Origin of the sequence: Micromonospora sp. NPDC093244 (assembly GCF_040683695.1) — a bacterium.
GTDB lineage: Bacteria > Actinomycetota > Actinomycetes > Mycobacteriales > Micromonosporaceae > Micromonospora.
Genome location: NZ_JBFBEO010000002.1, coordinates 1,042,237 through 1,066,419 on the forward strand (window position 1 = coordinate 1,042,237; position 24,183 = coordinate 1,066,419).

Sequence of the window (24,183 nt, forward strand, 5' to 3'; positions counted from 1 at the left end):
GAGCGTCGCTACGACCTCAGCAGTACCCCCGACGCCACCGGCCCAACCATCACCGCCGTCACAGATCACCGGCGGCGGGACGGAACCGGCGCAGGCGCAGGCTGTTCGCCACCACGAAGACCGAGGACAGCGCCATCGTCGCGCCGGCGATCATGGGGTTGAGCAGCCCGGCGGCGGCCAACGGCAGCGCCGCCACGTTGTAGCCGAACGCCCAGAACAGGTTGCCCCGGATGATGCCGAGCGTGCGCCGAGACAGCCGGATGGCGTCCACCGCCGCGTCCAGGTCCCCCCGGACCAGGGTGAGGTCGGACGCCTCGATCGCCACGTCGGTGCCGGTGCCCATGGCCAGGCCGAGGTCGGCCTGGGCCAACGCCGGAGCGTCGTTCACCCCGTCACCGACCATCGCCACCGACCGTCCCTCGGCCTGGAGCCGCTTGACCACGTCGACCTTGCCGGCCGGCAGCACCTCGGCGATCACCTCGTCGATGCCCACCTCGGCGGCGGCCGCGCGGGCCACTGTGGCGTTGTCCCCGGTCAGCAGGATCGGGGTGAGCCCCAACGCGCGCAGCCGGGCCACTGCCGCCCGGCTGGTCGGCCGGACCACGTCGGCGACCGCGAGGACGCCCCGGGCGCGGCCGTCCCAGGCGGCGAGGATCGCCGTCCGGCCGGCGGCCTCGGCGTCGCTGACGGCCCATTCGACCTCCGGCGGTACGTCGATGCCACGCTCGCGCAGCAGCCGGGATCGACCGACAAGCACCGCCCGACCGTCGACCGTACCGGTCACGCCCAGCCCTTCGAGGTTGGCGAAGTCGGCGACCGGGGGCAGCGCCCCCGCCTCGGCGGCGCCCGCCGCTACCGCGCGGGCGATCGGGTGCTCGGAGGCGGCCTCCACCGCCCCGACGAGCCGGAGCAGCTCGGCGCGGTCCTCGCCGCTGGCCGGCACCACGTCCACCAGGGTCATCCGGCCGGTGGTCACGGTGCCGGTCTTGTCCAGCACGACCGTGTCCACCCGCCGGGTGGACTCCAGCACCTCGGGCCCTCTGATCAGGACGCCGAGCTGAGCGCCCCGACCGGTGCCGACGAGCAGCGCGGTGGGCGTGGCCAGACCCAGCGCGCACGGGCAGGCGATGATCAGCACGGCCACCGCGGCGGTGAACGCGGCCGTCGGGCCGGCACCCGTCCCGAGCCACCAGCCGAGGGTGCCCACGGCCAGGGTGATGACGATCGGCACGAACACACCGGAGATCCGGTCTGCCAGCCGCTGCACGGCCGCCTTGCCGCTCTGGGCCTGCTCCACCAGGTCTGCCATCCGGGCGAGCTGGGTGTCGCCGCCGACCCGGGTGGCGGTGACCACCAGCCGTCCGCCCGCGTTGATCGTGGCGCCGACGACGCCGTCTCCCGGGCCGACCTCGACCGGCACCGACTCCCCTGTCACCATGCTGGCGTCGACGGCCGAGGTGCCCTCGTCGACCACCCCGTCGGTGGCGATCTTCTCCCCGGGCCGGGCCACGAACCTGTCGCCCACGACGAGCTGGTCCACAGGTATCCGCGTCTCCACGCCGTCGCGCAGCACCGCCACGTCCTTGGCGCCGAGTTCGAGAAGGGCGCGCAGGGCGGCGCCGGCGGTCCGCTTGGAACGCGCCTCGAAGTAGCGGCCGGCCAGGATGAACACTGTCACCCCGGCGGCCGCCTCCAGGTAGATGTTGCCCGCGCCGTCGGTGCGGGTGATGTCGAAACGGAACGGGTGCGTCATGCCCGGCATCCCGGCGTCGCCGAGGAAGAGCGCCCAGAGCGACCACCCGAACGCCGCCAGGGTGCCGAGCGAGACCAGCGTGTCCATTGTCGCCGCGCCGTGCCGCAGGTTGGTCCAGGCCGCGCGGTGGAACGGCAGGCCACCCCAGACCACCACCGGGGCGGCCAGGGTCAGCGACAGCCACTGCCAGTAGTCGAACTGCCAGGCGGGAACCATGGCCAGCAGGACCACGGGCAAGCTGAGCGCCGCCGACACCCAGAGCCGGGTACGCGGCCCCTTCAGCGGGTCCACCGGCTCCTCGGTGCTGGCCGGCGGCGCCGGCAGCGCCGCCGTGTAACCGGTCTTCTGCACGGTGTCGATGAGGTCGTCAGGTGTGACGCCGTCGACGTAGCGGACGGTGGCCTTCTCGGTGGCGTAGTTGACCGTGGCGCTCACCCCGTCCATCCGGTTCAGCTTCTTCTCGATCCGGGCGGCGCAGGCGGCGCAGGTCATCCCCCCGATCGCCAACTCGATCCGGTTCGGTGCCTCGGGCAGCGGTCTGCTGGTGGTGGTCATCGTCTGGTCCCGTCAGTTGTGCCCGTGCCCGGGGGTGCCATGCTCGGGCTCCCCGGTCGGCGCGGTTCCGCTCGGGCGGGGATCGCCCCCGGCCGTGACGGCGCCGGCGACGACCGTGAACTCGGCGGTGTGCACCGCCCCGCCGTGCCGGAAGTCGAGGTAGAGCCGGTAGGTGCCGGCCGACGGCACCTCGGCGAGGAAGGTGACGCCCGGGCCGGGGCGGGTACGGCCGTCGCCGGGCGTCCCGTCCGGGTGCACGTGCAGGTACGCGAGATCACCCCGGCGCAGCGCCACCAGGTGCCCGTACGCGCCCAGGTAGGGCTCCAGGTCGGTGACCGGCTGCCCGTCCCGGCTGACCGTCAGGGTGAGCGGCGAGGTACGGCCGGGCTGCGGCTCGCCGGCCAGGGTGACCGTGTAGCCGTCGACGCTTGTGCTTGTCGCCGGGGCGGGCAGGGGCCGCTCGGTCAACTCGCCGGGGACTGTCACGTCCACCCCAAGGGTCAGCGGTTCGCCACCGGTCGGGGTGAAGTCGGCGAAGGCCCGCCACTGCCCGGGACCGGCCAGTGGGGTGGCGACCCGCCAGGTGCCGTCCGAAGTCAGGTCGGGGTGGACGTGCCGGAAGCCGGAGAGGTCCCGGCGGGCCACGATCAGGTGCATCCGCTTGTCGTGTGCGACGTCGTAGCTGGTGACCGGGCGGCCGTCCGGGCCGTCGACAGTGAAGGCGAACTCGCCGGCCGGGGCGGCGACCGGGGCGAGGGTGTACCCGCGGTCGGAGACGAGCAGGCCGCCGGGGAGCCGGTCGACCGGTTCGTCGTGCTCCCCGTCCGGGTGGGCGGCGTCGCCGTCGTGCCGGATCTCCGCGGCGGGCACGCCGGGGTCGACCACGCGGCCGACCCCGTACGCCGTGCCGAAGACCGCCACGAGACCGAGGGCGAAACCGCCCAGTCGGGTCACCGTGTTCACGCCGGACCTCCGGATGACCCGTCCACGAGCTCGTAGCCGGCCTCGTCGACGGCGGCCCGGACGGATGCCACGTCCAGCGGCTGGTCGCTGCTCACGGTGACCTGGCCGCTGGCGAGGTCGACCTGGACGTCGCGTACACCGTCGAGGGCGCTGACCTCGGCGCTGACCGCGCTGACACAGTGCCCACAGGTCATGCCCTGCACCTGGTACGTGGTGTTGACCATCAGACCGTCTCCTCTGCCTCGCTACCGGTACCCGGTGGGGGTATCCGCCAGTTGGACCGTACCATACCCCCCAGGGGTAGGCTATCCTGGTCGGCATGACCGCACCCACCCCGATCCGCGGGTACACCGCCAGCAAGGACCAGCTGCTCGCGCGGCTCCGCCGCGTCGAGGGCCAGGTCCGGGGCATCGAGAAGATGGTCGACGACGACCGCTACTGCATCGACGTGCTCACCCAGATCTCCGCGATCCAGGCCGCCCTCGACAAGGTGGCGCTGGGTCTGCTCGACGGCCACGCGCGGCACTGCATGCACGAGGGCGCCGCCGAGGGTCGGGCCGACGAGATGGCCACCGAGATGATGGCGGCTGTCGGCCGGCTGATGAAGCGCGGCTGATGCCCCTCAGTCCGACTCCGGGTCGAGCCGGACCCGGCGCAGCAACTGGGCGTTGAGCGCCACCACGACCGTGGACGCCGACATCAGCACGGCGGCCAGCGCCGGGCTCAACGCCACCCCGGCCCAGGCCAGCACCCCGGCCGCCAGGGGCAGCGCCACCACGTTGTAGCCCGCCGCCCAGGCCAGGTTCTGCCGCATCTTGCGGTACGACGCCCGGGACAGCCGCACCACGGCGCCCACCCCACGCGGGTCGGACGAGGCGAGCACCACCCCGGCCGACTCGATCGCCACGTCGGTGCCCGCACCGATCGCGATGCCCACGTCGGCGCGGGCCAACGCGGGTGCGTCGTTCACCCCGTCACCGACCATCGCCACGGTCAGCCCCCGCCGCTGGAGGTCGGCCACCCGGCCGTCCTTGTCCGCCGGCAGCACCTCGGCGAAGACCTCGTCGACACCGGGGCGGAACCCGAGTTCGGCGGCGACCGCCTCGGCCACCGGCCGCGCGTCCCCGGTGATCATGGCGATGGTCCGGACGCCTTCGGCGCGCAGCTCGTCGACTGCCCGTCGGGCCTCCGGACGCACCTCGTCGGTCAACGCGAACGCGCCGAGCACTGTGTCCGGCAGCCGCACCAGATGCAGCACCGCCGCACCCCGCGCCGACCAGCGCCCGGTCGCCGTCTCCAGGTCGGCCGGGAGCGACACCCCCAACTCGCGAAGCAGCGCCGGCCCGCCCACCGCGTACTCCGTACCGTCGACTGTCGCCTGCACACCGCGGCCCGGCAGCGACCGGAACCCGTGGGCCGGGGCCGGACCTGCGGACCCGGCCGCCGCGACTATCGCCCGGGCCAGCGGATGCTCGCTGTCCGACTCGACGCCTGCGGCGATGCGCAGCGCCTCGTCCCGCTCCACGTCAGGCGTCACAGTCATGTCGGAGACGGTGTGCTCGCCCCGGGTCAGCGTGCCGGTCTTGTCGAAGAGCACCGCGCCGACGGTCCGCATCCGCTCCAACGCCAACCGGTCCTTCACCAGGATCCCGGATCGCGCGGCCACCGCCGTGGAGAGCGCGACGACAAGCGGAATGGCCAGGCCGAGCGCGTGCGGGCAGGCGATCACCAGGACGGTTACCGCGCGGACCACCGCCTCGTCGGTCCGCCCCAGCGCCGTCCAGACCAGCACGGTCAGCACGGCGGTGCCGGTCGCGACGTAGAACAGCGCGGCGGCGAACCGGTCGGCCAGCAGCTGGGCCCGACCGCCCGAGCGCTGTGCCTGGGCGACCATGCGCTGGATGCCGGCGAGGGCGGTCTGCTCACCAAGCGCCTCGACCCGGACCCGGACCGCCGAGTCGGTGGCGACAGTGCCCGCCACGACCCGACCGCCGGCCGCACGAGCGACCGGCCGCGACTCGCCGGTGATCATCGACTCGTCCAGCTCGGCACCGCCCTGGACGATGACCCCGTCGGCCGGCACCCGGCCACCCGGGCGGACCAGCACCACGTCACCCACCCGCAGCGCGTCCACCGGCACCGGTTCGACCCGGCCGTCGGCGGCCACCCGCTCGGCCTCGTCGGGCAGCAGCGCGGCAAGCGCCGCGAGGGCTCCCCGGGCCTGCCCGATGGCCTTCATCTCCTGCCAGTGCCCGAGCAGCATGATGGTGACAAGCGCCGCCAACTCCCACCAGAAGTCCAGGTCGAACGCGCCGACGCTGGTGGCCAGCGACGCGGTGTAGGCGACGGTGATCGCCATCGCGACAAGCAGCATCATCCCCGGTGCCCGGTCTCGCACCTCCCGGACCGCGCCGACCAGGAACGGCCAGCCGCCCCACCAGAACACCACCGAGCCGAGCGCCGGCCCCACCCAGGAACTCCCCGGCACGTCCCAGCGCGGACCGAGCCGGTCCGCCACGAGGTGACTGGTCAGCACCACAGGCACGGTGAGCACCAGGCAGACCCAGAACCGGCGGCGGAACATCGCCGGATCGTGACCGGCGTGCTTGTCGTGCCCACCGTGCTGCTGACCGTGCGGACCATGTGGTGACTCAGCGTGCATGACTCCACGATCCCGGGCCGCGCCCCGCCACGCGGGCGGTTCGGGGACCCCGACACTCCGCCACGACCTGCGTCCCACAGCCTGTGTGGTTAGCATTCCGACGATGGCCCTCGGATCACGACGCTGCGCAGCCCGGCACCGGTGCCGCCGCGACACGGCGGCGCTCCCCGCCGGTCCGACCAGTCGTTCACCGTACGTGATCAAGCGATCGGCATCCCGCGATCCGCCGCGCCCGTCACCGCATTTCCGCGGCGACGGTGAACCGACCGGCCCACCGGCACGTACCCCGCATCGGATTCGTTGGGAGTCTCGCATTGGGTTCCGACCACAGCCGTTCCGTTCCGTCCGCCCCTCCCCGGGTACGGCGGATCCTCGTCGCGACCGTGGTACCCCTGTTCGTCGCCACGGTGCTCGCGGCTGTGGTGCTCTGGCCCCGGGGCGACTCCCCGCAGACCGGCGGCGGCGCGGACGTCCCGCGCTACCACGGCACAGTGACCCGCGTGGTTACCGAACCGTGCCCGCCCACGCCGCAGACCCCGGAGGGCACGCCGAACGCCGGCGACGGGCGGTGCGGCACGGTGGACGTCCGGGTGCAGGACGGGCCGAGCGCCGGGCAGCAGGTCCAGACACCGGTACCGGACGGCCCCGGAGCACCCCGGGTCGACGTCGGCGACGAGGTGATCCTGGTCGAGCTGACCGACCCCGCCGACCCCGGCGCCAGCAACTGGAACATCGCCGAACACCAGCGCGGCACACCGCTGGTGTGGCTGGCGGTGGTCTTCGCCGCCGCGATCGTCGCGTTCGGCAGGTGGCGTGGCCTGGCCGCGCTCGCCGGGCTGGCCGCCAGCTTCGCCATCCTCCTCACCTTCGTGCTGCCGGGCATCGCCGCCGGCCGGTCACCGCTTGTCGTCGCGGTGGTCGGTGCCGCCCTGATCATGTTCGTGGTGCTCTACCTGACACACGGGGTGACCGCGCAGACCTCGGTAGCTGTCCTCGGCACCCTGGGCAGCCTGGTCCTCACCGGCGTGCTCGCCACCATCGCCACCGCAGCCACCCACCTCACCGGTTTCGGCAGCGAGGACGCCACCACGCTGTCGATGTTCCAGGCCGACGTGGACCTGCACGGCCTGCTGCTCGCCGGGATCATCATCGGCTCGCTCGGGGTGCTCGACGACGTGACGGTCACCCAGGCGGCCACCGTCACCGAACTGGCGAACGCCAACCCGGGGCTGACCCGGTTGCAGCTGTACCGGGCTGCCACCCGGGTCGGCCGGGCGCACATCGCCTCCACGGTCAACACGATCGTGCTGGCGTACGCGGGCGCCTCGCTGCCCCTGCTGCTCCTGCTCACCGCCGACACGCGCCCCCTCGGACAGATCCTCACCAGCGAGTTCCTGGCGCAGGAGATCGTCCGCAGCGCCGTGGCCACCCTCGGCCTCATCGCCGCCGTGCCGCTGACCACCGGGCTGGCCGCGGTGGTGACCGCCGCCGGCCGGTCGGCTGCCGAGCCGGCCGAGGGCACCCCCGCTCCCCGGCCCCGGCCGGACCGGGCGGAGGCGTTGGCCGCGCTCAGCTCCCCACGTACTGGTCCACCCCACGAAGCGGACCCGGCGCCTGCCACACCCCCGCCCCCCGCCACCGACAGGTGGCCAGAGACGAACAGGAGCACGGAGACGGCATGGTGACACTCCTCAGCGTGACCAGATCGGGCATCCGGCCTGAGAACCGCATCACTGGTCACTCAACGCCATGGCGATATGACGCTTTTGGTGGGCATCGGGACGTAGCTCAGGGGGTCGACTCTCGGGTAACCTCGCTGCCGGTCACCGCCGAAGGCGCGAATCGGCGCCTGCGGTGCCACCGCCCAATCGCCAACCGGCGAGCCGGGAACCCAGGTACGTGGGGTGAATCCGCGTCAGCGGTAGGGGCCACTTCCGCCCCGAACCCGTCAGCTAACCCGGTCGGCGGTCGACGGAAGGGAACATCGTGACGGCACCCCTACGCCGCTGGTTGACGCCCGTGGTGGCCGTGATCGCCGCACTGACCGTGCTCGCCGGCCCCCTCCCGGCGAACGCTGCCCCGACGACGCCGACGCCGTCCGGGCACGAGGAGGACGGCGAGCCGACACTGCTCACCGACGTCATCGAGAAGACCAACCGGGACTACGTGGCGGCCAAGTCCCAGCTGGACAAGTCCAAGAAGCGGCAGCTCGAACTGGCGCAGGAGGTCGACCGCGCGAAGGCGGATCTGGAGGCGCTGGCGCCGCAGGTCGCGCAGATCGCCGCCCAGTCGTACCGGACCGGGCGGATCGGCGCGATCGCCATGCTGCTGGAGAGCGACGCCCCCGACTCGTTCGTCCGCCGGGCCGCCATGCTCGACGAGATGAACATGGTCAACGAGAAGAAGCTCGCCGAGGTCAACGAGGTGAAGGCCCGCGCGGAGCAGGCCAAGCTGCAACTCGACGCGGAGGTCCGGGAGCAGCAGAAGCAGACTGCCCTGATGGCGAAGGAGAAGCGCGACGCGGACAAGGCGCTCGCCCTCGTCGGCGGGAAGGGCTTCACCGGAGGCCTGGTGGACGCCACCTCGCCGGTGGCCCGGATCGGCCCGGGGCGCACCGCCGACGGCGACTGGAAGGCGCAGTCGTGCAGCGAGGACGACCCGACCACGTCCGGCTGCGTCACGCCGCGCACGCTGCACGCGTACAAGGAGGTCAAGCGGGCCGGCTTCAACCGGTTCGTGGGCTGCTACCGCTCCGGCGGGCCGTGGGAGCACCCGAAGGGCCGCGCCTGCGACTGGTCGTTGCAGAAGAGCGGCTTCAGCCCGTGGCACAACGACGACACCCGCATGTACGGCAACAACGTCGCCGCGTTCCTCATCCGCAACGCCGACCGCCTCGGCATCTACTACGTGATCTGGAACCGGCAGATCTGGTTCCCGGCGACCGGCTGGAAGTCGTACAGCGGACCGTCGAACCACACCGACCACGTACACATGTCGCTGCTCTGACCCACCCGCTCAGCTGATCGAGGGCCGTCCCGCACCGTGGGGCGGCCCTCGTCGCGTCAGGCGGCGGCGGGCGTCGACGGCCCGTCGGGTACGTCGAGCGAGGCGACGCCCGCCGGAACGGCCGCGACCGGGCGCACCACACCGGCGGCGAGCCGGTACGACACGCCCACCACCGCGCACCGTCCCCGCGTCACCGCGTCGGCCAGCACGGACGACTGTTCCAGCAACGCCTCGACGGTCTGTGCGATGTGGATGTCGACGATGCCGTCGATGTCGTCGACACCGTCGGCGGCGGCGCGACGGAGGCTGGGCAGCACGGCGTCCACGACTGCGCCCAGGTGCCCTTCGGGTGCCACGCCGGTGGCGGCGACCTCACGGGCCGCCTGGACCGCGCCGCACGAGTCGTGGCCCAGCACCACTACGAGCGGGGTGCCGAGCACCGTCACCGCGTATTCCACGCTGCCCAGCACCTCCGGGCCGGTCGTGTGCCCGGCCGTGCGGACCACGAACAGGTCACCCAGCCCCCGGTCGAAGATGATCTCGGCGGCGAGCCGGGAGTCGGAGCAGCCGACGATCACCGCGAACGGGTGCTGCCCGTCGGCCACCGCGGCCCGGTGCCCGGCGTCCTGGTTGGGGTGGCGCGGGGAGCCGCTGACGAAGCGCCGGTTGCCGGCGGCCAGCTCGGCGTACGCCAGGGCCGGCTCGGTGATCGTCGACGACTGGTCGGCGCTCCGCTGCGGACCCGGCTGCCCGCCGGGTGCTCCGGGAAGGCTCATTCCCGCACCTCGTTTCCACGCATCTGACCTGGTCAGCCGGGTGTTCGACCGGCCGGTGGCGGGCGCTGGCCCGCTCCACGGTCACACGCACCACAAGATGCGTCAAGGTATGCGTGATATAGATTTCATACGTTGACGGCCAGAGTCGCTCCCGCGACGCCGCCCCGGAGGCAGGGCCGGCGAGCCTCGATGGCAGGGTGACGAGTGGGACGGACAACCGGAGAGGCGGTCCCACGATGACGGGCACGGCAACGGGTGCGACCGGCGGCGGGCGGAACTGGACGTTCCTCACCAACCACGGGCACGTTCTGCTGGCCATCGCCCGGGACCCCACGGCCCGGCTGCGCGACGTCGCCGCGGAGGTCGGCGTGACCGAACGGGCCGCCCAGGCGATCGTCGCCGACCTGGAGGCGGGCGGCTACCTGCACCGCACCCGGGTCGGCCGGCGCAACGAGTACACCCTCAACCCGTCCGGCCGGTTCCGGCACCCGTCCGAGGCGTACCGGCAGGTCGGCGATCTGCTCGCGCTCTTCGCCGAGGCGCCTCCCGCCGACGCCCCAGGCCCGTCCTGACCGCCGCCGGGCCGCTGCCCGGCCCACCACAGCGGTAATCTCTGCGGGTGCGCGAAAGCCTGCCGATGAGCGCGACCGAGCCTCTCCACCGTCCGTGGCGTGCCGTCCGCGGCATCCTCAGTGGAGCGCTGGCGGCCCTGCTCGGCGCCACAGTGGTGGTGCCCACCCCGGCGGCCGCGGCGCCGCCCACGTGCGGCCCCGCCGGCGAACCGGGCCTGACCGAGATGCCGTGGGGGCTGCGCCGGCTGGAGCCGTCCTCGGCGTGGCCGCTGGCCCGGGGCGACGGAGTGACAGTGGCCGTCATCGACTCAGGGGTCTCCGCCATCCATCCGGTGCTCAAGGGCCAGGTGCTCGAAGGCCGCGACTTCAACGACCTCCCCTCCAACAAGGGGCAGTGCGACCTGGTCGGCCACGGCACGATGATCGCCGGCATCATCGCCGGCCGGGAGGGCACCGGCGTGCCGTTCAGCGGCATCGCCCCCGCCGCCCGCATCCTGCCCGTCCGGGTGCTTCCGGACCTCAAGGGCACCAACGACGAGGCGCTGCCCGGTCAGGTCGCCGCCGCCATCGACTGGGCCGTCGACCAGGGCGCGGACGTCATAAACATGTCCCTGACGACACTGCCGCGCCCCGAGTTGGAAGGGGCCGTCGAGCGGGCGCTGGCCAAGCGGGTGGTGCTCGTCGCCGCCGCCGGCAACCGGCAGGAGAACCAGCAGGACCGGCCCGGCTACCCGGCCGCCTACCCCGGCGTCATCGCCGTCGGCGGTGTGGACGAGCAGGGCGGGCACGTGGGCACGTCGGTAAGCGGCTCCTACGTGGACATCGCCGCGCCCGGGCTGAACATCGTCGGCCCGGCGCCCGGCGGGCCCGGCTACCGCGCCGAGCCCAACGGCGGCACCAGCTACGCCGCCGCGTACGTCTCGGGGACGGCGGCGCTGGTCCGGGCCGCGTACCCGGACCTCACCCCGCAGGAGGTCGCCGACCGGCTGGAACGGACGGCCGACAACCCGCCGGACGGGCACAACGCCGACGTCGGCTACGGAGTGGTGAGCCCGTACCGCGCGGTGTCGAGCGTGCTCGGCACCCGCACCGACCCGCCCGCCGGGGCGCTGCCGGCGCCCACCCCGGAGGACGACCCGCTGAGCGGGCAGCGCACCGCCGCACTGTGGGCCGCCGCCATCGGCGCCCTGCTCGTCGTGCTACTGCTGATCGCCCGACCGGTGCTGGCCCGGGGCCGTCGCCGCGGCTGGCGGCCCGGCCGGCGGACGGACTCACCAGTCACCGGCTGACTCTGGTGCGCGGGGCCGCCCAACGCACAGCGGCTCCGACCCGGGTCGAACCCGGACCGGAGCCGCGGCGGAGACTGCGTCAGCTCCACACCTTGGAGTTGCTCATCTCGGTGGAGACGTAGTTCTCGCGGGCGATGCCCACCGCGCCACCGATCTCGTTGAGGATCCGGTTGATGTCCCGGACCGCCGTGTCCCACTTGGCCTGGTGCTGCTCGTAGGCCACCCGGTCCTCGCCGTCCCAGTGCAGCTTGGACAGCATCGACCGCAGCGTGTCGAGCTTCTCGTCGATGGTCTTCGAGATCGCCTGCATCTGCTGGTTGCTGCTCTCGAGGACCGCGTAGTCAACCTTGATCGTCACGATTTCCTCCTCTGCTGGCTACGGATCACGGGTTGAGAGCAGAGTGGAACTTGTCCAGCATCTGCTGCTGCTCTTCGTCGTTGACCTGGTGCGTCGTACCCGACTTGTCGAGCAGGTCGGCGATGCTGTCCATCGCCGTCAGCAGCTTGACGGTGTCCTCGTTCCAGCGCGTCATCAGCGACTGGAAGCCCGTGGACGCCTGACCCTTCCACGCCATGGCCAGGTCGTCGACCACGTTCCACAGCTTCTTGAGCTCGCCGTCGACCTCGCTGCGCGTGGACCGCACGTCACTCGCGGCGGTATGCAGAGTCGCAGCTTCGACCTCGAACGCCATGCTTCACACCCTTCCGTCTGTTGTGGTGGCGGCTTCGCCGCACCCCTCCCCCGCGGCAAGGCAGCATCACCCCACCGACGGACACTCCAGTGAAGACCGTAGCCGAACCGGTCCAGCCCTCGCAGCCCTGATCCTGGGCGTTCGATGGATAGTGGTGAATCGGGAATGCGACCGAATACCCACGCTCCGGACGACCCCGCTCGCCACTGCCCGATCAGGACGGCTCGGACCAGGCGGTCTGGATCAACTGCTGACCGTCGCGCCGGCGTACGAGAGTGCCCCGACCCGGCGGCTGCGGGCTCGGCCGCAACGCGCCGAAGACCGCCCCCTCCTCCCGGTTTCCGGACATCAGCAGGCCCGGCGAATCCAACTCCCGGAGCCGTTGCAGCACCGGCTCGTAGAGCGCCCGGGACACACCGCCGACCCGCCGCGTCACCACCAGGTGCAGGCCGATGTCCCGAGCCTGCGGCAACAGCTCCAGCAGGGCACTGAGCGGATTGCTGCCACCGGAGGCGACCAGGTCGTAGTCGTCCACCAGGATGTACAGGTCCGGACCCTTCCACCAGCTGCGGTCCCGCAGCTGGGCGGTGGTCACGTCCGGGCCGGGCAGCCGGTTGGACAACGCGCTGCGGATCGAGCCGAGCCCCTGGGCGAACGCCTGGTTGGACGGCGCGTAGTCGAGCAGGTGGTCACCCTCCACCGCGCCCAGCAGACCGCGCCGGTAGTCGGCGATCACCAGCCGGGCCTGCGCCGGCGTGTACCGCTCGGTGATGCCCCGGGCGATCAACCGCAGCAGGTTGGTCTTGCCGCACTCCGCGTCGCCGAAGACCGTCAGGTGCGGCTCGTTCGCCAGATCCAGGTAGACCGGCGCCAGCGCCGACTCGTTGACGCCGATCGGCAGGCCCGGCACCGACCGGTCGATGATCCGGGCCAGCTCGCCCACCGGCAGCTTGCGCGGCAGCAGCCGCACCTTCGGCGCCGGACGGCCCGGCCAGTTCGCCGCCACGTGCCCGGCCAGGGCGATCGACGCCTCGGTCAGGTCGTCGATGTCCCGGCGGCCGTCGATCCGCGAGATGGCCGTGAGGAAGTGCAGCTTGTCCCGGGTCAGGCCACGCCCGGGCGCCTTCTCCGGCACGTTCGTCGCCGAGCGGCGGTCGATCTCCGACTCCGAGGCGTCGCCCAGGCGCAACTCCAGCTTGGTGCCGAGCAGATCCCGCATGTTGATCCGGATCTCCGCCCACCGCACCGCCGTGAGCACCACGTGCACGCCGAAACCGAGACCCCGGTTGGCGAGCGTGGTGATGGTCTGCTCCAGCTCCTCGTACTCCTGGCGCAGCGTGTTCCAGCCATCCACCACCAGGAACACGTCACCGAACGGGTCGTCGGCGAACTCGCCGGCAGCCCGGCGACGGCGGTAGCTCGCCACCGAGTCGATGCCGTGCTGGGCGAAGCGCGCCTCCCGGTCGTCCAGCACGGCGACCACCTCGGCGACCGTACGACGTACCGCCTCCACGTCCCGCCGGCCGGCCACCCCCGCCATGTGCGGCAGCCGCTCCATGCTGCGCAACGCGCCGCCGCCGAAGTCCAGGCAGAAGAACTGCACCTCACGCGGCGTGTGGGTGAGGGCCAGCGAGGCCAGCAGCGTACGCAGCATTGTGCTCTTGCCGCTCATCGAACGGCCCACGATGACCACGTTGCCGCCCGCGCCGGCCAGCTCGACCATCATCGGGTCGCGGCGCTGCTCGTACGGGCGGTCGACCACGCCGACCGGCACGGTGAGCCGGCCCCGACCCGGCCAGGACGCGGTGCACAGCCCGTACGTCGGGTCCACGGCCAGCTGACCGAGCAGCTCACCAAGGCCCGGCGGGTCGGCCAGCGGAGGCAGCCACACCTGGTGCGCCGGACGGCCACGGCCCTTGAGCTGGTCGATGAGCACGTCGAGCATCGCCACGGCCTTGCCGTCGGCCGGCTGCTCCGGCTCCGGCGTGGTGTCCACGGGCGCTTGCGGGACCTGCGCCGGAATGAAGTCGAGCCCGTACGGCACGATCCGGCGCTGCACCAGCGCCTGCGACGCGGACGCCTGCTGCCCCGGTGCCCGGTACGCCCCCGACACGTACGCGGCCCGGAACCGCAGCATCGTGCTGGTGTCCGTCTTCAGGTAGCCGTGCCCCGGCGCGTTCGGCAGCTCGTACGCGTCCGGCACACCGAGGACGATCCGGCTCTCCACGGCCGAGAAGGTCCGCAGACCGATCCGGTACGACAGGTGGGTGTCCAGGCCGCGCAGCTTGCCCTCTTCGAGGCGCTGGCTCGCCAGCAGCAGGTGCACGCCCAGCGAGCGGCCCAGCCGGCCGATCATGACGAACAGGTCGATGAAGTCGGGCTTCGCGGCGAGCAGTTCGCTGAACTCGTCGCAGATGATCAGGAGGCTGGGCATCGGCGCCAACGGCTCGCCGGCCGAGCGGGCCTTCTCGTACTCGAACCGGGAGACGTAGTTGCCGGCCGCCCGCAGCAGCTCCTGTCGACGCACCATCTCGCCCGCGAGCGCGTCGCGCATGCGGTCGACGAGCGGCAGCTCGTCGGCCAGGTTGGTGATCACCGCGCTGGTGTGCGGCAGCGCCTCCAACGAGGCGAACGTCGCACCGCCCTTGAAGTCCACCAGGACGAAGTTCAGTTCCTCCGACGAGTGGGTGACCGCCAGCGCGGCCACCACCGTACGCAGCAGCTCGCTCTTTCCGGAGCCGGTGGCGCCGATCACCAGGCCGTGCGGGCCCATGCCCTCGTGCGCGGACTCCTTGAAGTCCAACTCGACCACATTGCCGTCCGGGCCGACGCCGAGCGGAATGCGCAGCCGGTCCCGGTGGCCGCGTGGCCGCCACGTCTGACGGACGTCGACGGTCGCGGCGTCACCCACGCCGAGCAGGTCCGGAAGCTCCATGCTGCGGGCCAGCGGTTCCTCGTTGCTGGTCTGCTGCTGCGAGAGCCGGTAGGGGGCGATCTGCCGGGCCAGCCCTTCGGCCGCCTCGGCGGTGAGCCGGTCCGGTCGGCCCAGCGGCGAGGAGGTGGTGCCCCGGACCAGCTCCAGCGTGCTGCCGTCGCCGACGTCGAGGCAGAGCAGCCAGCGACCGGCGTCGCGCGGCACCGTCCCGGACAGGTCGATCATGGTGGCGCCCAGCAGACCCGGGCCCAGCAGTTGGCCGGTCGGCGAGACCTCGCCGCCGTCGATCACCACGACCACGTGCGGCGCGGTGGTCAGCGGCTTGGCCTCCGGTGCGAACCGGGGCCGCCCGGCCAGCTCGGAGGCGAGGGACTCCTCCGCCTCGGCGAGGCTGGCGAACACCAGCCGGCGCGCGCCCGCCGCGTCCGTACGTCCACTGTGGTGCGCGTGCGGCAGCCACTTCACCCAGTCCCACACCGACTGCCGGTCCGGTGCGGCGACCACCGCGATCACCAGGTCGTCGGGGGCGTGGAAGGTGGCCAGCTGACCCAGCGCCGCCCGGGCCAGGTCGAGCACCGGCTCCCGGTCGCCGCGCAGCACGACCCTGCTGAACGCGCGCACCGACAGCGCGGTCGGCAGGTCGGGCACCGTCGAGTGGGCGCGGACGAACCGGCGCAGCGCGATGGCGCTCATCGGCTCCAGGTCCTCCACCGGCTTGGTCTCCGGCGGAACGATCTCCACGGCCAGCCGCTGCGGGCCGAGCGCGATACGGGTCTCGCCGAAGTCGTCCTCGGTGATCCGCCGCTCCCACAGCCGGCGGGAGGCGGCGATCGACCAGAGCGCGTCCGGCTCCGGGTGCCGCCACGCCATCGCCGCCCGCTGCTGCTCCGCCGCGCGGCGGGTGCGCTTGCGCATCTGCGCCAGGTAGCGCATGTAGTCCCGGCGGTCGGCGTTCAGTTCGGCCTTGTCCTTGCCGCCGCTGTTGGCGAGCGAACCGATCGCCATGCCGAGCATGGAGACACCGAACAGGCCACCGGCGACGTACGTCATCATGCCGCCGCCCTTGCCGGCGTACAGGAACGCCATCGCGCCGACCCCGCAGAACATCGGCAGGATCATGAGCAGCTGCCCCATCCCGCGCGGTGTCGGCTCCGGCAGCTCGGGAGGGGACTCCAGCAGCACCTCACCACGCGGCAAGGCCGGTCCCGGCTGACGCGGGAGCCGGCGGAACACCACCGTGCTCACGGCTGTCTCCTCCCCAGAAGCGGCAGTGACGACGCACCGCCGCGGACCGGAGTCTGCGGGTGGGCATCGTACGTGCACGCCATCGTAGGTAATCTCCCGTGGGCGCGGTGGACCCGCACCGCGGCACCGCGGCCCGCTGATCGTAGACGGACACCTGGAGGCCACTGTGGCGACGAAGACGGCGACCGGTGGTCTGAGCCGGATCACCATCGTGGCTCCCCGTACCCGGATGGATCTGGCTCTGCCGTCGGACGTTCCGCTTGCCGACCTGCTGCCCACCCTGCTGCGGTACGCCGGCGAGGATCTCGCCGACGAGGGAGTGCGGCACGGCGGCTGGGCACTGTCCAGGTTGGGCGGTGCACCGCTGGACGGTGGCCGTACGGCGGTGCAGCTCGGCGTCCGCGACGGCGAGGTCCTCTACTTCAATCCCCGCTCGGCCGCGGCCCCGGAGATCGTCTTCGACGACGTGGTGGACGCGGTGGCCACGGCCACCAACCAGCGACCCGGCGCCTGGCAGGCCGGCGCGAGCCGGAGCTTCGCGGTGCTGTTCTCGGCGGTGGCCCTGGGTGCCGGCGCGCTGGCGGCGCTCTTCGCCGGCCCACCGCACCTGCCCGGCGCGGTGGCCGCCCTCCTGGTGGCGGTGGCGCTGCTGGTCGGCGCGGCGGTGCTGTCCCGGGCCGCAGGTGACAGCCGGACGGGCGCGGTGCTGGCCATGGTGGGCCTGGTGCACGCCGGCACCGGCGGCCTGCTGCTGCTCGCCGGCGACCGGCCGCTGACCGACCTGGCGAGCCCGCACGTCCTGCTCGCGGCCACCGCCGCGGTGGTCGCCGGGGCGGTGGCCGTGCTGGCGGTGGGTGACAGGTACCCGCTCTTCTTCGCCTCGATCGGTGTGGGTGCGGCGACAGGCGTGGGCGCCCTGCTCTGCCTGGCCTTCGGCATCGACGCACCGGCCGCGGCGGCGGTGGTGGCGGCCGTCGCGTTCGGTGTGGTGCCGGCGCTGCCGATGGCGGCGTACCGGCTGGCCCGGCTGCCGGTGCCGTCGATCCCGACCGGCCCGGAGGACCTGAAGACCGACAGCGAGTCGGTCGACGGCCGGCAGGTGCTCCAGCAGAGCGAACGCGCCGACGAGTTCCTGACCGGTCTGCTGTGGACCGTCTCGTTGCTGGTCCTCGGCGCGGAACTGGTGCTCGCCCTGGACGGGCGGCTCCCGGCGGTGCTGCTCTGCCTGGTGCTGGGGCTCCTCTCGCTGCTGCGGGCCCGGCCGCTGCTGGGCCGGGCGCAGCGCGTCCCGGTGCTGCTCGCCGGCACGGCGGGGCTGGGTCTGGCCGCGGCTGCCACCTTCGCCGACGGGTCCCTGCCGGTCCGCCTCGGCCTGGTCCTCGGTGGGCTGCTGCTGGCCGCCGTGATCAGCCTCGTCTACGGGCTGAGCGTCGCCGGCAAGCGCATCTCACCGGTCTGGGGCCGGCTGCTCGACATCGTCGAGATCCTGCTGATCATCTCGCTGGTGCCGCTCGCCGTCTGGGTCTGCGGGCTGTACGGCTGGATCGTCAACCTGCGGCCCTGACGCGGCCGACCGCGCGACGCCGGGACGGTCAGCGCGGCTCCGGTCGGGGGGACGCGCCGAGCATCCACCCGACCGGAGCGCTGGCGTAGACGCCCGGGCCGTGCTGGCCGTCCACCGGTCGGGCCGACGCTCCGGCGCGGTCGGTCACCTCCCGCACCGCCCTGACCAGCGCCTCCACATGGTTGTCCATGGCGGCGACCCGCAGCAGGGGTGCCGCCACCCGGCCGTCCGCCGACACGGACACGGCCACCGTGTGCGACGGCGCCGAGGTCGCGGTGATCGCGTCCACCAGCGGGCCGAGCGGTGCGTCCGGCCTACCCCGCAGCGCCATGCAGCGGTGCGTCCAGCCGCCCCCGCGCAGCCCCTGCCAGGTCTCCGTCGGTGGCTCCGGCACGAGGTCAAGCCCGGCGGCCGAGACCACCGCCGAGCGCAGCTCGTCGCGGCCCAGCGGACGGTGGGACAGCCCGGCCGCGGTCAGCGCCTTGCCGAGGCGGCCGATCCCGGCGGCCAACGTCCGGTGCACACCGGGCAGCCCGCCACCCCGGCTCACCGCCTCCACCCGGGCGTCGCGCACGGTGAGCCGCAGCGCCACCCAGACGGTCCGGTGCGCCGCCGGAGGCGCGCCGGGCGCCGGGTACCAGACCAGGGTGTGGGCGACGACCTGGGTACGGGACACCGGCGCGGCGACGTCCCCGAGCACCCGCAGCGCGCGGTCCACCGTGGACGCGTCGACGGAACCGACCGCCCCGCCGCTGCCCGACTGCAGCGCGATCGCCGCGAACCAGCCGTGGTCGTCCTGCCCGATGCCGAGGCGGGTGCCCCGGTCGGTCAACTCGATGACGCTCAGCTCGGGGGCCAGCGCGGCCAGCCGTGGATCGGCCGCGGAGCCGGTCTTCAGCGCCGCCGCGGCCCGATCGCGGCGTCGCCGCAGTCGCCGACGCAGCAGCAGGTCCTCGAACCACCAGCGCCCGCCACGACGGGCGAAGACGGCAAGGACGACGAGCGCCGCCACGGTGCCCACCGCCGCGAGCAGCCAGACCGGCCCGGCCGTCGAGGCCCAGACGGCGATGGCGCACAACTCCAGCAGGACGAGCTGCCCGACGAGCACCGGGCCGACCCGGCCCCGACCGGGCCGGTCGGCCGACGGCGTCGACCGTGGCGGGACGTCGGACGGGCTCGTGGCCGCTCGGACGGGTCGCGCCTGAACCTGCGTCATCGCTGACTGTCCCTCCTGCACGGTACGGCTCTGCGCCGGGTCGGTCCGGTGTCGGCCGCGGGCGGTGGCCCCGAAGACCAGCCGTCGGCCCCTTATCGTAGGGAAGCCCGCGACGGCACCCCGAGGACATCGTCGCGGATCCACCCCGCCGGAGGTAAGTCATGCGGACCCGCCGCGATCAGGTGCAGGCGTACCGCTTCGTCACCCGCCGGATCGTCTCCGCACTGCTGTCGGGCGATCCGGAGACCACCAACCTGCCGATGCGACGGCTCGGCATGGCGGTCTTCGGCAGCGTGATCGCCGCCGCGGTGGTGCTCGGCGGTGTGGGCGCGTACGGCCAGTTGACCGGCAACACCGCGCCGCTCGAGGACAAGACGCTCGTCATCGAACGGGAGACCGGCGCGACATACGTGTTCGTGGGCGGGCAGCTGTACCCGGCGCTCAACTACACCTCCGCGCGGCTGATCCTGAACGTGGCGGACCCGACGGTGCGGACGATGTCCCAGGCGTCGCTGCGGGACCGCCCGCGTGGTCGTACGCTCGGCATCGTCGGCGCCCCGGACGCTCTGCCGGACCGCAAGTCGCTGACCGGGTTGCCCTGGTCGGTCTGCGACGTCCCTGATCCGACCGACCCGCAGCGGTCCACCACCCGGGTCGTCATCGACCGGGCGCTGCCCGGTGGCGCGCCGCTCGGCGACCGGGCCGTTCTGGTCACTGTGGACGGCCAGCGGTACCTGCTGACCGGCGACGCCCGACTCCAGGTGCTCGGCGGCGACCAGACGATCGCGGCGCTGCGGATGCCGAACGCCACGCAGCTACGGGTCGGGCAACAGCTGCTCAACGCCGTACCGGCCGGGCCCCCGCTGCGCAAGCCGACGCTGCCCGGCGAGGGCGACCGGAGCGGGCTGAGCGTCGGTGACCGGCCGTCCACGATCGGCCAGGTCTTCCAGGCCGCCGGCCGCTACTACGTGCTGACCCGCGAAGGGCTCGTCTCGATTACTGAGATCACCGCCCTGTTGATGATCAGCGGTGGCGGTCAGATCACCGACATCACACCGGACCAGGCCGGCCGGCTGCTGACCGAGCAGCGAGTGGAGGAGGACGGCCTGCCGGAGACGCTGCCGACCCTGTACCCGGCCCGCGCCGGGCAGACCACGCTGTGCGCGACGTACCGGGCGGGCACCGGCGGCGGCCCGCCGGTCACCACCCTGGAGGTCTTCGACCGGGCGCCTGCGGAGCTGACGGCTACCGATCCCGGTCCGGTGCCGGTGCGCCAGACCCGCCGGGACGCGGTGCGCACCGCCGAGGCGGTGCTGCTGCCCGGCGGTAAGGGCGTCCTCGCGCAGGCCGCCCCCGGCGCCGGGACCAGCGGTTCCGGGGCGGCCGGGTCGACGATCTACCTGATCAGTCCGCAGGGCGTCAGGTACCCGCTCGCGTCGGCCGAGACGCTCGCCGTGCTCGGCTACGCCGGGGTCACCCCGCTCGCCGTACCCGGCGCACTGCTCGCCCTGATCCCCACCGGGCCCACTCTGGACCCGGAGGACGCGGCTGCCTTCTTCGCCCCCGAGGGTGAGGCGCCCACCACTGCCGCCCCGAGCCCGGCCGCCAGCGGCACGTCCTCGAACGGTGGAGCCGGCGGGGGCCTACCGGCCGCATCGACCGACGCCGACGGTTGAGCCGCTCGCACGGGTCGCCCGGGATCGCGGCGGTGGACTAACCTGGGAGTCGCTGACGGTTGTCAACCAGAACGACGGGGATGTTGCCATGACCGGGCGCACGGAAGTCGACCTGCTGTCCCTTGAGGACTTCCACAAGAACCTGGCGGCCCGACTGGGCCAGGCCGAGTCGGTGCTGCGCAAGCTCAACACCGAGATGCAGTGCAGGCCACCGGCGTTGGGCTCGTTCACCGACGCCACCGACCAGGCGCGCCGCTACAGCGCGGTCCACCAGTCGTACGTCGAGCAGGCCGAGCGCCTCCGGCAGGCGGTGCTGGCGACGCAGCAGGCCACCGCCACGATCCTGGCGAACTACCGCACCGCCGAGGCGCGCAACGCGGCGAACGCCACGGACATCACCGCCGCGTTGACGGGTGTCCAGCAGGCGTTGGAGCCGAAGGGGGACGGGCGTGTCTGAGTACACCCAGCGCTACGAGGGTCGCAGCCACCAGGAGCTGTACGACGCCGTGATGGCGGGCGACCCGGAGCAGATCGAGGGCGTGGCCGCCCAGTGGGCCTCGCTCAAGAGCATCCTCGACGGCCTCGGCCGGGAGTTGAGTGGCGACCTGGAGAAGCTCGGCAACACCTGGACGGGCGCGGCGGGTCAGGAGTTCCAGCGCCGGGTCGGTCTGGTCACCGTGCACTCCGACGCGCTCGGCGAGGGGATGGCAGGCGTCACGCAGGCGCTCACGATGATGGCCGGGCAGTTGCGCACCGCGCACAAGCAGGCCGAGAGCCCGGAGGAGACCGACGACAACGACCAGTTGGTCAACGGCGCCCTGCGCGGCAGCGCCTTCGGCCTGCCCGGTGCCGTGATCGGCGGCATGCTCGGCCACCAGCAGGACAAGCAGGAGCAGGAGAAGGCCCACCAGCGGATGGTGACAGTGGTGGCCGAGCTGGCGGCCGGCTACGACATCTCCGTGTACGACCGGGTGGTCGAGCCGGAGCCGCCTCCGCCGGGCACCCCGAAGACCGCCGACGACGGCAGGACGACGCCGCGCAGCGGACCGCCCACCGCGCCGGCAAGTGCCGCGCCGACGATCAGCGGCCAGACGGCCCACACCGGCGACGCGAGGATCGGCACGCCGCACCAGGTCGGTTCGCCGCCTGTCGTCGGGGAAGGCGTCGTGCCCGTTCAGGGGGGCACCGGCGACACGCCGGGCTTGGTCACGGTCTCGGACGACACCGGGGGCGGCCGTACCGCTCTCGCCGGCGCGGACCCGCTTGTCGGCGGCGCTCTGCTGGCCGGCGGCGCCGCCGGTCTGGCCGGCCTGTCCGGTCCCGCCGCAGTGCCCGCCGGCACCACCGGCCCGGGTCTGCTCTTCGGCGCCCAGGGTGGCGCCCCGGCCGGTGGGGTGCTCCGCACCTCCGCACTGGCCAGCTCGGGCGGCACGCCCACCCCGTCGGCCCGACCGGCCTCGACGCCGGCCCCGACCGACAACCGCGCCGCCAGTGGGATCGGGCGCAGCATCGACGGCCGGCGCGCGGACGGCACCGGCCGCGCGGCGGGCGGGGCGAACCGTCCCGGGCTGCTCGGCGGGCGCGGGCGCCCCGGCGAGGACGAGTCCGACGAGCGACTCACCTGGCTCACCGAGGACGAGATGGTGTGGCGGGAGGGTGGAGCCGCCGCGCCCCCGGTGCTCGGCACCAACGACTGACCTCGGGGCGTCCCCGCCCCGGTGACCATCCACAGTGCCCAGGTGGTGGCTGTCACTGCGCAAAGCGTCCTGGTCGAGCTGCGCCGGGCCGGGGCGGACGATAGGTTGGTGGGGTGTCCTCCGCAGCCTCCGTCCGCCCCGCCCGGTGGGCAGTGCTGCGGTCTCTGCGGGAGCTGACCCGGCTGGCGGTCACCGCGTTGGTGCTCGCCGTCGGCCTCGGCGGCGCCCTCGCCGCCACGTCACCCCCCGCCCCGACGCAGCTCCGGCCCAGCGCCGTGAGCAGCCGGGTGGACACCCTCCGACCGGCAGCCGGCGCCGCCGAGCAGGCGAGCCGACCGGTCGCCTCCCCGCCGTCGGGCGCGGTCGACAACCCCACTGCGGCGGTGGCTCCGGTCACCGTGCGCCCCGAGCACGCGCCGGCCGTCGATCCCGGCCGTGGCATCCCCTCCCGACGCGGTCCGCCGACCCGCTGATCTCGGCCGACCATCGGCCCGCGGCCGCTCCTGCGGCCCGGCCCGGGTCACCCGTCGGGGCCTGACACCCCCCGCACCCGCCGGACGGCACCGATCGGTGACCGGCCCGCCGGGCACCGGACAGCGGTGACCCAGCCCGACGCGCGGCCCCGGTCCGTCCGGCCATCCGCCCGACCGTCCGGCTCGATCCGGCCACGGCCGTGGAGATCCCGTCCACCGCCCCGCCGCTATCCGCCATTCGACCGCGAGGTGCTGATCATGCAGACCGTCCTCTCCGCCGTCCTGCCCGACGTACCCCGGGCCGCCGCCATCTGGCTGAGCCTGCTCGGGGTCGTCGCGGTCACCGTCGCCACCCTGCTGCTGCGGCCCGGCCGTCTCCACCTCGACGCGGCGGCCCGGATCCGCCGCGCGGCCATGCCCAGCCACCTCGAACAGGCTCACCAGGAGCGCGAGCAGAGCCGCTACGCGCAGGAGGTCGCGGTCGCCGCCGAACGGGCCACCACCACCGCCCAGCGCCGTCGGACCGAGTGGGTGGCCGCGCAGGACGAGGTCGAGGCCGCCTGGGAGGCGTACGAGTCGGCCGAGGCGGCTGTCAGGCGTCTCGACGCGGCGGCGGCCATGCCGCTGCCCCACACGGCCCGCACCCCGGCCGAGTACGCGGACCGTGAGCGCTACCTGCACCGGGCGGCGCTGGACGCGTACTGGCGGCGGGAATTGTCGGTGGAGCAGCTCAGTGACGTGTTCGCGCACCGTGCCGGTTGGGATCCGCGGCGGCACCCGGTCGAGCAGGAACTGGTGTTGCAGCGGGCGATCCGGGACAACCTGGCGGCCCGGCACGCCGCCGCCCGCGAGCGGGAACAGGCCGCCTGGCGGGCGGCGGAACTCGCGGTCGCGGCGGCTCGCAGCCTGCGCGAGGAGGCCCACGCGGCGAGCGGTCGACGGGTCGAGGAGTCCGCCTCGGTGCTGCCGCTGAGCGAGGTCGGCCGGCCGGTCGAGCAGACCCGCGAGAACCAGGTGGTCGCCAGGGGCCGCGCGGCGGTGCCGGCGTACTGATCGACGCCGCCGGTGGACGGCTCCGACGCCGTGGCCCGCTGGTGGGTTAGCGTGAC

Annotated in this window: 20 protein-coding genes and 1 riboswitch; of the genes, 11 read left to right on the plus strand and 9 right to left on the minus strand. The window is 73.5% G+C overall.

The features are described from left to right. Nucleotides 1-58: 58 nt before the first annotated feature. Genes AB0N27_RS15005 through AB0N27_RS15015 form a run of 3 tightly spaced genes read right to left on the minus strand, consistent with a single transcriptional unit; the run spans nucleotide 59 to nucleotide 3,495 of the window. The gene (locus AB0N27_RS15005) at nucleotides 59-2,308 is read right to left on the minus strand and encodes a heavy metal translocating P-type ATPase (protein ID WP_364368795.1); all 2,250 of its coding nucleotides are present in this window, start codon (nucleotides 2,306-2,308) and stop codon (nucleotides 59-61) included. A gap of 12 nt (nucleotides 2,309-2,320) precedes the next feature. Next, nucleotides 2,321-3,271 (minus strand): hypothetical protein, encoded by a 951-nt coding sequence (locus AB0N27_RS15010; RefSeq protein ID WP_364368798.1) that lies wholly within the window; start codon nucleotides 3,269-3,271, stop codon nucleotides 2,321-2,323. Then, a complete protein-coding gene (locus tag AB0N27_RS15015; protein WP_357988329.1) occupies nucleotides 3,268-3,495 on the minus strand; it encodes a cation transporter in 228 nt (75 codons plus the stop codon). The genes AB0N27_RS15010 and AB0N27_RS15015 overlap by 4 nt, the downstream gene beginning before the upstream one ends. Before the next feature lie 95 nt (nucleotides 3,496-3,590). On the opposite strand from AB0N27_RS15015, the gene AB0N27_RS15020 reads away from it, so the two are divergent. Continuing rightward, complete coding sequence (locus AB0N27_RS15020) at nucleotides 3,591-3,887, plus strand: metal-sensitive transcriptional regulator (protein ID WP_030329541.1); 297 nt, start codon at nucleotides 3,591-3,593, stop codon at nucleotides 3,885-3,887. 6 nt (nucleotides 3,888-3,893) lie between these two features. Here the strand turns inward: AB0N27_RS15020 and AB0N27_RS15025 are convergent, their stop codons facing one another. After that, entirely contained in the window at nucleotides 3,894-5,933 is a 2,040-nt protein-coding gene (locus AB0N27_RS15025; protein WP_364368802.1) for a heavy metal translocating P-type ATPase, read from the minus strand. 314 nt (nucleotides 5,934-6,247) lie between these two features. Between AB0N27_RS15025 and AB0N27_RS15030 the strand changes: the two genes are divergently transcribed. Beyond that, nucleotides 6,248-7,618: a YibE/F family protein gene (locus tag AB0N27_RS15030; protein WP_364368805.1), complete on the plus strand. Its 1,371-nt coding sequence runs from the start codon at nucleotides 6,248-6,250 to the stop codon at nucleotides 7,616-7,618. Between the two features lie 166 nt (nucleotides 7,619-7,784). Continuing rightward, a riboswitch (cyclic di-AMP (ydaO/yuaA leader) is annotated at nucleotides 7,785-7,915 on the plus strand. Nucleotides 7,916-7,919: 4 nt separating this feature from the next. After that, nucleotides 7,920-8,939, plus strand: coding sequence for a hypothetical protein (locus tag AB0N27_RS15035; RefSeq protein ID WP_364368808.1), 1,020 nt, complete (start codon nucleotides 7,920-7,922; stop codon nucleotides 8,937-8,939). A gap of 56 nt (nucleotides 8,940-8,995) precedes the next feature. Here the strand turns inward: AB0N27_RS15035 and AB0N27_RS15040 are convergent, their stop codons facing one another. Then, entirely contained in the window at nucleotides 8,996-9,715 is a 720-nt protein-coding gene (locus tag AB0N27_RS15040) for a carbonic anhydrase (RefSeq protein ID WP_364368811.1), read from the minus strand. Nucleotides 9,716-9,951: 236 nt separating this feature from the next. On the opposite strand from AB0N27_RS15040, the gene AB0N27_RS15045 reads away from it, so the two are divergent. Next, complete coding sequence (locus AB0N27_RS15045) at nucleotides 9,952-10,287, plus strand: helix-turn-helix domain-containing protein (RefSeq protein ID WP_364368813.1); 336 nt, start codon at nucleotides 9,952-9,954, stop codon at nucleotides 10,285-10,287. 47 nt (nucleotides 10,288-10,334) lie between these two features. After that, complete coding sequence (gene mycP / locus AB0N27_RS15050; protein WP_364368815.1) at nucleotides 10,335-11,576, plus strand: type VII secretion-associated serine protease mycosin; 1,242 nt, start codon at nucleotides 10,335-10,337, stop codon at nucleotides 11,574-11,576. 79 nt (nucleotides 11,577-11,655) lie between these two features. On the opposite strand, the gene AB0N27_RS15055 is transcribed toward mycP, so the two are convergent. From AB0N27_RS15055 to eccCa, 3 genes are all read right to left on the minus strand, one after another. Continuing rightward, the gene (locus AB0N27_RS15055) at nucleotides 11,656-11,934 is read right to left on the minus strand and encodes a WXG100 family type VII secretion target (protein WP_139583997.1); all 279 of its coding nucleotides are present in this window, start codon (nucleotides 11,932-11,934) and stop codon (nucleotides 11,656-11,658) included. 25 nt (nucleotides 11,935-11,959) lie between these two features. Next, complete coding sequence (locus AB0N27_RS15060) at nucleotides 11,960-12,268, minus strand: WXG100 family type VII secretion target (RefSeq protein ID WP_139583998.1); 309 nt, start codon at nucleotides 12,266-12,268, stop codon at nucleotides 11,960-11,962. A gap of 214 nt (nucleotides 12,269-12,482) precedes the next feature. Continuing rightward, nucleotides 12,483-16,448 (minus strand): type VII secretion protein EccCa, encoded by a 3,966-nt coding sequence (gene eccCa, locus AB0N27_RS15065; RefSeq protein ID WP_364368818.1) that lies wholly within the window; start codon nucleotides 16,446-16,448, stop codon nucleotides 12,483-12,485. A gap of 166 nt (nucleotides 16,449-16,614) precedes the next feature. Here eccCa and eccD point away from each other — a divergent pair, with 166 nt between their 5' ends. Next, nucleotides 16,615-18,012 carry a type VII secretion integral membrane protein EccD gene (gene eccD, locus AB0N27_RS15070; RefSeq protein ID WP_364368821.1) on the plus strand — a complete coding sequence of 466 codons (1,398 nt, stop codon included), beginning with the start codon at nucleotides 16,615-16,617 and terminating at the stop codon, nucleotides 18,010-18,012. A gap of 28 nt (nucleotides 18,013-18,040) precedes the next feature. Here the strand turns inward: eccD and AB0N27_RS15075 are convergent, their stop codons facing one another. Then, nucleotides 18,041-19,228, minus strand: a complete 1,188-nt coding sequence (locus AB0N27_RS15075; RefSeq protein WP_364368824.1) for a type VII secretion protein EccE — start codon at nucleotides 19,226-19,228, stop codon at nucleotides 18,041-18,043. Between the two features lie 161 nt (nucleotides 19,229-19,389). Between AB0N27_RS15075 and eccB the strand changes: the two genes are divergently transcribed. The 5 genes from eccB (at nucleotide 19,390) to AB0N27_RS15100 (ending at nucleotide 24,127) form a co-directional block, all read left to right on the plus strand. Next, entirely contained in the window at nucleotides 19,390-20,904 is a 1,515-nt protein-coding gene (eccB, locus tag AB0N27_RS15080; protein ID WP_364368827.1) for a type VII secretion protein EccB, read from the plus strand. An 88-nt stretch (nucleotides 20,905-20,992) separates the two neighbouring features. Continuing rightward, nucleotides 20,993-21,361 carry a hypothetical protein gene (locus AB0N27_RS15085; RefSeq protein WP_364368830.1) on the plus strand — a complete coding sequence of 123 codons (369 nt, stop codon included), beginning with the start codon at nucleotides 20,993-20,995 and terminating at the stop codon, nucleotides 21,359-21,361. Beyond that, on the plus strand, nucleotides 21,354-22,601 hold the full coding sequence (locus AB0N27_RS15090; protein WP_364368833.1) for a WXG100 family type VII secretion target: 1,248 nt from the start codon (nucleotides 21,354-21,356) through the stop codon (nucleotides 22,599-22,601). The genes AB0N27_RS15085 and AB0N27_RS15090 overlap by 8 nt, the downstream gene beginning before the upstream one ends. Before the next feature lie 113 nt (nucleotides 22,602-22,714). Then, entirely contained in the window at nucleotides 22,715-23,074 is a 360-nt protein-coding gene (locus AB0N27_RS15095) for a hypothetical protein (RefSeq protein WP_364368836.1), read from the plus strand. Between the two features lie 258 nt (nucleotides 23,075-23,332). Continuing rightward, nucleotides 23,333-24,127, plus strand: a complete 795-nt coding sequence (locus AB0N27_RS15100; protein ID WP_364368838.1) for a hypothetical protein — start codon at nucleotides 23,333-23,335, stop codon at nucleotides 24,125-24,127. Nucleotides 24,128-24,183: the final 56 nt, after the last annotated feature.